This window comes from Streptomyces griseoloalbus, assembly GCA_014650015.1.
Taxonomy (GTDB): domain Bacteria; phylum Actinomycetota; class Actinomycetes; order Streptomycetales; family Streptomycetaceae; genus Streptomyces; species Streptomyces griseoloalbus.
The window spans coordinates 1-9,943 of the sequence record BMUD01000049.1 but is presented as its reverse complement, the minus strand read 5'-3'; the positions used below and the strand labels follow the sequence as shown (position 1 = coordinate 9,943).

Below are 9,943 nucleotides of genomic sequence, written 5' to 3'. Positions count from 1 at the left end.
CCACACACCGCCACGAGTACCGCCCAGTAGGTGCGGTCCTTATCGACGACCGTGCCGGCTGGGTCCTGCGGCGGACCGCAGGCAGCCGGCGGCAGCGGAGCCCGGGGGCAGGCGTCAGGGCTTGACGAGAACCTTCAGGGCTGTGCGTTCGGCCATGGCGCGATATCCTTGCGGAGTCTCCTCGAGGCCGATGGTCCGGTCGAAGACGCGGCCGGGTTCCACCCGGCCCTCGAGCACGTCGGGCAGCAGTTTCTCGATGTACGCCCGGGTGGGCGCCACCCCGCCGGTCAGGGTGACGTTCCGGTTGAAGACGTCGAAGCCGACCGGACCCTCCACGTACTGAGGAACGCCGACCCGGCTGACCGTGCCGCCGTCCCGTGTCACGCCGAAGGCCGTCTCCAGCGCGCTGGGGCTTCCCACGCACTCCAGAACGACATGCGTGCCGGTGCCACCTGTCAGCTCCCGCAGACGCTCGATGCCCTCCTCGCCGCGCTCGGCCACCACCGCCGTGGCGCCGAACTCCCGCCCCAGAGCGGTGCGTGCCTTGTGGCGCCCCATCAACGTGATCTCCTCGGCACCGAGCCGGCGGGCGGCGAGCACCGCCGACAGGCCGACCGCGCCGTCGCCGATGACCGTCACGGTCGTACGCGGGCCGACCCCGCCGGTCACGGCAGCGTGGTACCCGGTGGAGAACACGTCGGCCAGTGTGAGCAGTGACGGCAGCAGAGAAGAGTCGGCCGCCACGGGCAGTTTGACCAGGGTTGCCTGCGCCCATGGCACGCGCACCGCCTCTCCCTGTGCGCCGTCCACGCCGTCGAATCCCCACAGGCCGCCGCGCGGGCAGGACGTGTGCAGCTCTTCGGCGCAGAACGCGCAGGTGCCGTCGGCGTACATGAACGGCGCGACCACGAGGTCGCCGGCCTCGAGTCCCGCCACGTCCGCGCCGGTCTCCTCGACGATCCCTATGAACTCGTGGCCGATGCGCATCCCCTGTTCGTCGGGGGGCATCGCGCCGTAGTGCAGAAGGTCGGTGCCGCAGATGGCCGATCGGAGCACACGCACCACGGCATCGGTCGGTTCCTTGAGCTGGGGATCGGCGACGTCCACAACCCGTACGTCGCCGGCTCCGTACATCACAGTCGCTCGCATCGGTCGCTCCGATCACGTCGGTCCATGGGTGTCGCCGAACTCGCTTTCGCGAGGCGGCCGTTCGATCCGGGAATGCTATCCGCTCCGCGCGGACGTCGAGTGACGGTCGCGGTGTTCCGTCCCCACGGGCCCTGACCAGCGGCGAAGCTAGCATGGTCCGTTGACCGGCGCCGTCGGGCGATCCGTCGAACCAACCGCTGAAAGGTGCGTCTTCTTCGTGTCGAACCGCGTTCCGACCGCAACACCGCCAGCACACCCGATCGCCATGCTCACCGCTGAGGAGGTGGGCGTCGTCCGCGCCGTCCTGGAGGCGGAGGGACGGCTGGGGCCCTCGGTGCGCTTCGTCTCCGTCATACCCGAGGAACCGGGCAAAGCGGAGCTGGCCGCCTTCGTCCCTGGTTCACCGGTTGACCGCGTCATGCGCGTCCAGCTGCTGGACCGGGCGGACGGCGCCTCCTTCGAGGCGCTCGTCTCCGTCACCCGCGGCACCGTCGACTCCTTCGAGCAGCTGGACACGCGCGTCGCGCAACTTCCCATCCTCAACGAGGAGTTCGTCGCCGTCCAGGAGATCCTGGACGGCGATCCCCGGTGGCAGGAGGCCCTGGCACGGCGCGGCCTGACCACGGAGACGGTGCTGGTGACGTCGCTGTCCGCGGGGCACTACGAGATCGAGGGCGAGGCCGGTCATCGCATGGTGCGTGCCTTCGGTTTCAACCAGCCCCGCAAGACCGACCTCCCCTGGGGGCATCCGATCGACGGCCTGGTCGCCTACGTCGACCTGACGGAGAACAGGGTGCGCGAGGTCCTCGATCACGCGGTGGTGCCCGTGCCGGAGGATCCCGGTAACTTCCACGACCCCGCCTACACCGGGCCGTACCGCACGTCGATGAAACCCATCGAGATCACACAGCCCGAAGGCGTCAGCTTCACGGTGGAGGACAACCTCGTCCGCTGGGAGAACTGGACCCTTCGGCTCGGCTACAACGTGCGCGAGGGCCTGACCCTGCACGACCTCTCGTTCTTCGACAAGGGCAAGGGCCGCGACCGGTCCGTCGTCCACCGGGCCTCGATCGCCGAGATGATCGTCCCCTACGCCGATCCCTCCCCGACCCGGTTCTGGCAGAACTACTTCGACCAGGGCGAGTACCTCTTCGGCAGGTACGGCAACCCGCTGGAGCTGGGCTGCGACTGCCTGGGCGAGATCCACTACATCGACGCGGTCATCGCCGACGAGGCGGGCGAACCGCTCACCATCCCCCACACGATCTGCATGCACGAAGAGGACTTCGGTGTGCTGTGGAAGCACACCGACCTCCTCGTCGGGGTGCACGAGACCCGTCGCCAGCGGCGACTGGTCATCTCCTTCTTCACCACGGTGGGCAACTACGACTACGGCTTCTACTGGTACCTGTACCTCGACGGCAGGATCGGCTTCGAGGCGAAGGCCACCGGGATCGTCTTCCCTTCCGGCTATCAGGAGGAACGCAGCGCCTACACCACCGAGGTAGCCCCAGGTCTGGGCGCCCCGTTCCATCAGCACCTGTTCTGCGCGCGGCTCGACATGGCGGTGGACGGGCACCGCAACGCGGTCGACGAGGTCGAGGTCGTACGGTTCCCGGTGAGCGACGCGAACCCGTACGGCAACGCGTTCGGCCGCCGGGCCACCAGGTTGACCACCGAGCTCCAGGCCAAACGGGACGCGAACCCGGCGCTCAACCGGGAGTGGCACGTCGTCAACCCGGAGGTCACCAACCGCCTCGGCCGGCCCGTCGGTTACGCGCTCGTCCCCGAGGGGCTGCCGACGCTGCTCGCGGACGAACAGTCGTCCATCGCGGCCCGGGCCGCCTTCGCCAGGCATCACCTGTGGGTCTCCCGTCATGCGGACGAGGAGCGCTACCCGGCCGGCCACCTGGTGAACCAGCATGCCGGGGGCGCCGGACTGCCGGCCTGGACGAGCGCCGACCGTAGCGTCGACGGCGAGGACATCGTGTTGTGGCACACCTTCGGCCTGACCCACTGGCCCCGGCCCGAGGACTGGCCGATCATGCCCGTCGACAGCACCGGCTTCACCCTGAAGCCGGTCGGCTTCTTCGACCGCAACCCGACCCTCGACGTACCGCCGGGCAGCAGCGGTGGCCACTGTCACGGCGACGGCCAGGAGCAGTGACCCGCCTGCCGTCGTCTGCCGCGGCGCCCCGGTGGCGGGGCTCCCGGGGGGCCTGCCACCGGGGCGTCCCGCCGGTTTCGCGGCACGTACGGGACGGAGTCGGCCGCCCGGGGACGACGCGCTAATCCTTGAGGGGGTGGGCGACCTCATCGGACGGAAGCTTCGCCGCCACCGCCGCCAGTACCGCCGCCAGCACCGGGACGACCGCCGCGACCAGGAAGGTGGTACGCGTGCCGATGGCCGCGGCCACCGGCCCGGCCAGCGCCATGGAAACCGGCATGAGGCTGATCGAGACGAACGAGTCGAGGGCGGCGAGGCGGCCGAGCATGTGGGGAGGCACCCTGCGCTGCAGCAGTGTCCCCCAGATCACCGACGCGGCGGCGAACAGTGCGCTGAGCAGGAAGGCCGCTGCGATCACCACGTACAGGTGCCCTGCGTACCCGACGGCGGCGAGGGGCAGGCAGCTGGTGCCCCACATCAGGGTCATCACGGTGAGATAGCGCCGCGGCATCCGCACGGATGCCATCACCAGCGAACCTACGGCCCCGCCCAGGCCGTAGGCGGCCATCACCCAGGCGTGGTCGCCCGCTCCGCCGCCCAGGCGGTCCTTGATCAGGAACGGGATGAGGACCTCGACCGGGCCCGCCATCATCAGGATCATCACCGACGCGAAGAGCAGGGTGGCGAGCAGCCAGGGTGTGTGGAGCACGTAGCCGTATCCCTCGCGCATGTCGCTGACCGCGGAGCGGACCGGGTGCGCGTCGTGCGCCTCGTCGTGCTCGCGGCGCACCGGCGTGAGCGGAACCATCGCCAGGGCCGCCATCCCCGCGAGGCCGGCCAGTGCCGCGATACCGAGCGCTGCCCCTGGGGAGAGCGTGCCCACCACGACACCGGCCACACCGGGGCCGACGGCCTGGCCGATCGTCGGCCGCACCATGCCCTCGAAACCGTTGACCGCCATCAGGTCCGACTCGGGGACGAGAGCGGGCAGCCAGGCGTTGTAGGCCGGGTAGTAGAACGCCCGGGCCAGGCCCGTGACCAGGGCGACCGTGGCGAGATGCCAGAGCTGGACGGAGGCGCTGAGCGCGAGCACCGCGATGAGGCCCATGCCGAGGACCTCCACCGCGGCGACGCAGAGCAGGATCGGTTTCTGCGGGACCCGGTCGGCCACTACGCCCGCGAGCAGTGCCGGAAGCAGCACCCCCACGGCAGCGGATGTCGACACCACGGACAGCTGAGGCGGCCCGCCGCCGATGTGGACGACCTGCCACACCTGGGCCACCGCCCACACGCCGGAAGCGAAGGTGGACAGGGCCAGCGCGACCGCGAGCCGGCGGTAACCGGCGAGCCTGAAGGGGGTCAGGGCGCGCGGTAGCCGCTGACGCGGCGCCGGCTCGGTCTCCGCCGCCTGTTGCTCGGTCATCCCACCTCCGGTCACGTCGGCCACCCGGCCTGAGTCGCCCACTTCGCATCACCTCGTCGAACGCGCCGGCACACCGGGCCGGGCCTGCCCGCGCCGCTTTTGACCGGCTGCCCTGGCGAACGGGGGCGGATTCCGCCCGGTCGGAAGGCGCGCCCTCGGCCGGCCGCGCGCTCCGGACAGACCGCGGTCGTGGCGGTCCGCGCGCAGGCCCGTTCCCGGGGAACCTCCGCCACCGCACGCCCGCGGTTTCGCCGCGCGGGCCCCGTCGGCGACCTCCTGCCGCGGCGTGGTCGGGGCTGCTCAGGATCGCACACACGCCTCACGTCTCCCGCGTGAGGCACTGGTAACGTCGCTCCCGCCGACGGACATTCACCCGGGAGCCGTTCCCGCGCGGCCCCCTTGCCGAGAGTTGGAGGAACGTGCACGAGCAGCCGCAGCCCCACCCTGCGTTCGAGGCGGACTACGACCGGTTCTGGCGCCGCTACCGCTCGGAGAGCGCCGAGGTCCAGGAACTCGACACCATCGAGAAGCTGGGCGAACTGGCCCCTGGTATGCGTGTGCTCGACCTGGCATGCGGCTTCGGGCGCATCGCGAACGGTCTCGCGGCGCGCGGCTGCACAGTCGTCGGGATCGACTCCAGCAAGCACCTTCTCGACATCGCACGCCAAGAGGGAGACCCGGCCACCACCTACCTGCTGGGCGACATGCGGAACCCGCAAGTGGACGAGGACTTCGACGTCGTCCTGGTGTGGTCGACGTCCCTGGGCTACTACGGGGAGAAGGACGACGAAGCGACACTGTCCGCAGCCCTGCGCGCTCTGAAGCCGGGCGGCCGGCTGCTGGTGGAGAGCCGCCACTGGGACAGGTTCGGGCGCACCTTCGACAGCTTCACCGAGAAGAGCCACGGCGACGACGTCCTGCGCGAGTGGCACAGCTACGACCCCCTTCTCGGCCGGCAGCTCACCGAGCAGGAAGTCGTCGTCGAGGGCCGCTCCACGCGGCGCAGCTACCACGTCCGCCGCTACGGCATCCCCGAACTGCGGTCGCTGGTGCTGCGACTGGGCTACGACCAGGTGAGCGCCCACGACGAGCGAGGGCAGCCGCTGACGCCGACGAGCGAGCGAGCCGTACTACGGGCACGGCGGCCCCTCGCCGGCGACGAGCGGCAGGACTGACCTCAGCCCAGCAGCGCACGGACGACGTCGGGCCGGTTCAGGGCCGTGACGCACCAGGCGAAGTGACCGTCCTTGCCCTCGGCGTCGTAGGCGTTCGCGGTGATCAGTGAGTAGGCCGCCCGGTAGACGAGGAGCGCCTCCCGCCCATAGCCGAGGCGTTCCTCGATCCGCGTGTAGAGATCGAGCTCGGTCTCCAGGGCCTGCTCTCCGTACATGTCGAAGATCGAGGCGGCCACCGATGCGTCGAACACCGGGTCGCCCTCGGTCGTGAGGAAGCCCCAGTCGAGGACCGCCGTCGGAGCCCCGGCGTCGTCCACGAGGATGTTGCCCAGGATCATGTCGCCGTGGATGACGGACCGCCGTCCGCTGTCGATCTCGCGCAGGCGCCCGTGCAGGGCGCGGAACTTCTTGTCGAGGTCCTCGACAGCCGGCTCGAGCACGGCCCTGAACCGATCGACGCGACGCTCGGCCAGTGCGTACAGGGCCTGGGGGAAGTCGTCGGCCGCGTCGTAGAGGGACATCTCCTCGTCCATGACCGACAGGGCTCGGCCCTCGGGCAGCGGGCCGCTCTCGGCCAGCTGGGACAGTACGTCGACGAACGCCGACCTGGCCTCGGCGTTGCTGATACGGCCGGCTTCCAGGAGGTCGGACATGCTGGTGCCGGCGAGCCGCTGCTCGATCGTGACGCAGCGGTCCTCGATGACGTGAACCTCGTGGATCCGCGGGACCGCGAACTCGAAGGCGCTGCCCGCCAGTGCGTCGTAGAACACCTGTGTCCGCCGCAGGGCCGTCTCCGACTCGCTGAACCAGATCTTGGCGACCCGGTCCCGGTCGATCTCGTAGACGAGTCCTTCCATCCCCTGACCGAGCAGCCGGGGGTCCGCCCCTCCCGTCCAGCGGTGCAGGAGACGGGTCGCTTCGTCGTGGGTCGGGAGGTGCATCACGCCACCTTCTGTTGTGGGTTGTCGGGGTGGGACCTGTCCAGCACGGGAGCGCTCACCACGCTACGCGAGTCCGGAGAGGGGAAAGGGCGGAGTCCGTCGCGGTGCACACCGAGCGGTACCTGTCGAACAGCGCGCGGACCAGGCCGTCCGCCGCGGAGCCGAGTGCGACGCCGTCGAAGCTGGTCACCCGGACGACCTCGTCGAGGGTGCCGCACAGGAACACCTCCTGAGCCTCGTGCAACTCTTCGGGGCGTAGGGACCGCTGCGTCACCTTGACGCCGAACTCGTCCTCGAGGAGACGGGTCAGCACACCGCGGGTGATGCTGTCGAGCGCACCGTCCTCGGGTGGCGGGCTGACCACGCCGTCGGGGAAGACGGCCATGACCGCCGCCCCGGCTGTCTCCGCCACAGTGCCCCGCGCGTTCAGGAGCAACGGCTCGTCGCCCCCGGCCCGCACCGCGGCCATCCGGGCGAGCCGGAAGGCGGAGTACACGGCGCCGCTCTTGGCCTGGGACGGGAACGCCGGGTCGTCGACCCGCGTCCACGGCGTGCTGACCAGGCGCACGCTCCGCAGCAAGGCACGCTCCCGGGTGTAGGACGTGATGTACGCGCCCATCCGCATGCGGCTCGGGTCCTCCGTGTAGGCGCCGCTGTCGAGGTAGAGCGTCGGGCGTATGTAGAGGTCGAGGTCGCTCGGCTCGGCCCGGATCAGGTCCAGCACACCCTGCCGCAGTTCCTCCAGCGGGTAGGGCAGCGGGAGGTGGAGCAGTGCGGCGGAGCGGGACAGCCTTTGGAGGTGTTCGTCCAGCGCGATCACGGCGTGTTCGGACCGGCCCTGCAGTTTGTATGCCATGACGCCTTCGAAGACGTTGACGCCGCGCATCGCGGTCTCGGTGGTGACGTGGACCACGGCGTCCTGCCAGTCGGCCACCGCACCGTTCCACCAGATCTTGGTCGGTTTCTCCAAGCTCATGACAGCTCCTTGTCTCCAGCCAGTGGTGCTACACGCTGCCGGGGGGTGGCGGTCGGGGCGTCCCGTCGTCGGCCGCCGGGCTTGTCGGCAGCCGGCTCGCAGGAGCCCGCGCGGTCGGCTCGTACGCCCTGCGGGGACAGGCGGAACGGCAGTTCGGGCGCGTGTGCCCGGCCCATCGCCGTACGCACGGCATGGAGCGCACGGTCGGGGACACTGACCAGCACGTAGCCTCCGCCGCCGGCTCCGACCAGTTTTCCGCCGTGCGCCCCGGCAGACAGGCACAGGGCCAGCAGTTCCTCGGCCCGAGGAGTGGAGACGCCGCGGCCCATGCCCGCTTTGAGTTTCCAGTTCTCGGTCAGCAGGGGGCCGAACCGGTCGACGTCCCCCTCCTCGAGGGCCTGGCGGAACGGGGCGACCAGAGCGCGGATCGCGTGGAGTTGTTCGGTGCGGCGGCTGGACCTGCCCGTGCCGTCTTCCTGGGTGCGTTGATCGTCGTCTTGTTTGGCCGCTGCCACGATCCGCGAGGCGTCCCGGCTGATGCCCGTGTCGAAGAGGAGCAGATTGTTGTCGATCCACGCGGCCGAACGCGGGTGCGGCGTCAGGGGGGAGACCCGGACTTCGCCGTCCGTGCCGATGGCGAGGGTTCCGATCCCCCCATGAGCGGACGCGAAGGAATCCTGCGGTCCGACCATACGGTCGGCCTGACGATGCTCCCAGTGATAAGCCGTTCGGGCCAGTTCGTCGGCGCTGCCGTCAGGGCTGAGCAGTCCTGCCAGCGCGACGAGAAAGGCGCCCGACGAACCCAGCCCCGCACCCGCCCGGGCATCGGCGGTACTCGTCACCGTCCACGACCGGTGGGCCCAGTCAGGATGCGTGCGCAGGACCGATGCGACCAGTTCGTTGAGCACGGGGTCGCCGGGCAGGTCGCCTGTCCGGTCGGACCACCTCAGCTCCGACCGGTCGGCGGCGGACAACCGGACACGTACGGTGGCGTCAATGGCCATCGCGATGACGTCTCCCCCGAACTCGGCGGAGTAGTCGGGGAGATCGGTTCCGCCACCCGCGAGGGAGACCCTCAGTGGCGCCCGACAGGTGACTGCGTCCTCGCCGCCGGGCGGATGTGCGTGCCGTGTCATTCTCTCGCTTGCCTCCCGGGTACCAGCAATGTCCCGGAAACTAGCATCCGCCCACCGCTGTCCGCCTGTTGGGGCGCATCGGCCGGCGTGCGAGGATGACGCCGGCCGATCACGAGCATGTGCGAGCACCCCACGGAAGGTCCCATGGATGCACCTCGTCCCCCGGAGTCCCGTCGGATCGGCGAGCGCCGTCTTCATCGCCTGTCACCGTGGTTCCATGTCGTCGAGGCGGTGCTGCACGAGGGGCGGGAGACGTCGACCTGGCACTTCCAGGATCATCCGGGTGCGGCCGTCGCCGTGCCGGTGACCGCGGAAGGCACCGTCCTGGTCTCCTCGGAGTACCGCATCGCCCTGGACCAGGTCGTCCTCGAGGTGCCCGGTGGCAGGATCGACGCGGGTGAGACGGCCGAACAGGCCGCGCTGCGCGAGATGTTCGAGGAGGTCGGAGCCGTCAGCGAGCGGGCGGTCCACCTCGGCCGGTTCCACAACAGTCCCGGCAGCTCGAACGAGGTGACGCACGCTTACGCCGCGCTCGGGGCCAGGGTGGTCGCTCCGCGTGCGGGAACCGTGGAGACCACGGTGCGGGACCTGGTGGCGCAGGCGTCACGGGGAGGGTGTGCCGACGCCTCGACACTCACCGCGGTCCTGCTCGCCCGGGCCGCCGGCCTTCTCGGCCCGGCATGATGACCCGCGGGCCGGGTCGGGGCGTCCGCCTCCGTCCGGTTGCGTGAAGAGGCCGTGCGGCAGCGCGGCGTGATCATCTGCGCCGTAATCCGTCCGGCGGCCTTCGACACCGGGACGTCCTCGGCCGGATTGGAGAACGCGTCCCCGGGGCAGCATCGCCTGCGCCCTCCGCAGGCGCATCAGGTGACGTGACCTCATCGGCCCTTTGCGCGACGTCGTGTTCACGCGGTGTGGGGGTGGGTGTGGGTGTGGGGGGCGGGGGTGGTGTGTGGGGGGCGGGGGTGGTGTGTGT

The 9,943-nt window shown here is 70.4% G+C and carries 8 protein-coding genes; 3 read left to right on the top strand and 5 right to left on the bottom strand.

Annotated features, from left to right (window positions below):
• Positions 1 to 114: 114 nt before the first annotated feature.
• Positions 115 to 1,149: a zinc-binding dehydrogenase gene (locus IE178_RS34630; RefSeq protein WP_184766738.1), complete on the bottom strand. Its 1,035-nt coding sequence runs from the start codon at positions 1,147 to 1,149 to the stop codon at positions 115 to 117.
• 217 nt (positions 1,150 to 1,366) lie between these two features.
• Between IE178_RS34630 and IE178_RS34625 the strand changes: the two genes are divergently transcribed.
• Positions 1,367 to 3,316, top strand: coding sequence for a primary-amine oxidase (locus IE178_RS34625; protein WP_498370653.1), 1,950 nt, complete (start codon positions 1,367 to 1,369; stop codon positions 3,314 to 3,316).
• A gap of 121 nt (positions 3,317 to 3,437) precedes the next feature.
• Here IE178_RS34625 and IE178_RS34620 read toward each other — a convergent pair whose 3' ends face one another.
• Positions 3,438 to 4,739, bottom strand: coding sequence for an MFS transporter (locus IE178_RS34620; protein WP_184766740.1), 1,302 nt, complete (start codon positions 4,737 to 4,739; stop codon positions 3,438 to 3,440).
• A gap of 419 nt (positions 4,740 to 5,158) precedes the next feature.
• Between IE178_RS34620 and IE178_RS34615 the strand changes: the two genes are divergently transcribed.
• On the top strand, positions 5,159 to 5,914 hold the full coding sequence (locus IE178_RS34615; RefSeq protein WP_193515012.1) for a class I SAM-dependent methyltransferase: 756 nt from the start codon (positions 5,159 to 5,161) through the stop codon (positions 5,912 to 5,914).
• Positions 5,915 to 5,916: 2 nt separating this feature from the next.
• Here the strand turns inward: IE178_RS34615 and IE178_RS34610 are convergent, their stop codons facing one another.
• From IE178_RS34610 to IE178_RS34600, 3 genes are read right to left on the bottom strand one after another with little or no spacing between them, the layout of a single operon-like run.
• Positions 5,917 to 6,855 (bottom strand): phosphotransferase family protein, encoded by a 939-nt coding sequence (locus IE178_RS34610; protein ID WP_193515011.1) that lies wholly within the window; start codon positions 6,853 to 6,855, stop codon positions 5,917 to 5,919.
• Positions 6,856 to 6,910: 55 nt separating this feature from the next.
• Positions 6,911 to 7,831: an aminotransferase class IV gene (locus IE178_RS34605; RefSeq protein WP_193515010.1), complete on the bottom strand. Its 921-nt coding sequence runs from the start codon at positions 7,829 to 7,831 to the stop codon at positions 6,911 to 6,913.
• Entirely contained in the window at positions 7,828 to 8,835 is a 1,008-nt protein-coding gene (locus tag IE178_RS34600) for a GHMP family kinase ATP-binding protein (protein WP_184766744.1), read from the bottom strand. Before IE178_RS34600 ends, IE178_RS34605 begins: the two co-directional genes overlap by 4 nt.
• 276 nt (positions 8,836 to 9,111) lie before the next feature.
• On the opposite strand from IE178_RS34600, the gene IE178_RS34595 reads away from it, so the two are divergent.
• Positions 9,112 to 9,651 carry an NUDIX hydrolase gene (locus tag IE178_RS34595; RefSeq protein WP_184766745.1) on the top strand — a complete coding sequence of 180 codons (540 nt, stop codon included), beginning with the start codon at positions 9,112 to 9,114 and terminating at the stop codon, positions 9,649 to 9,651.
• Positions 9,652 to 9,943: the final 292 nt, after the last annotated feature.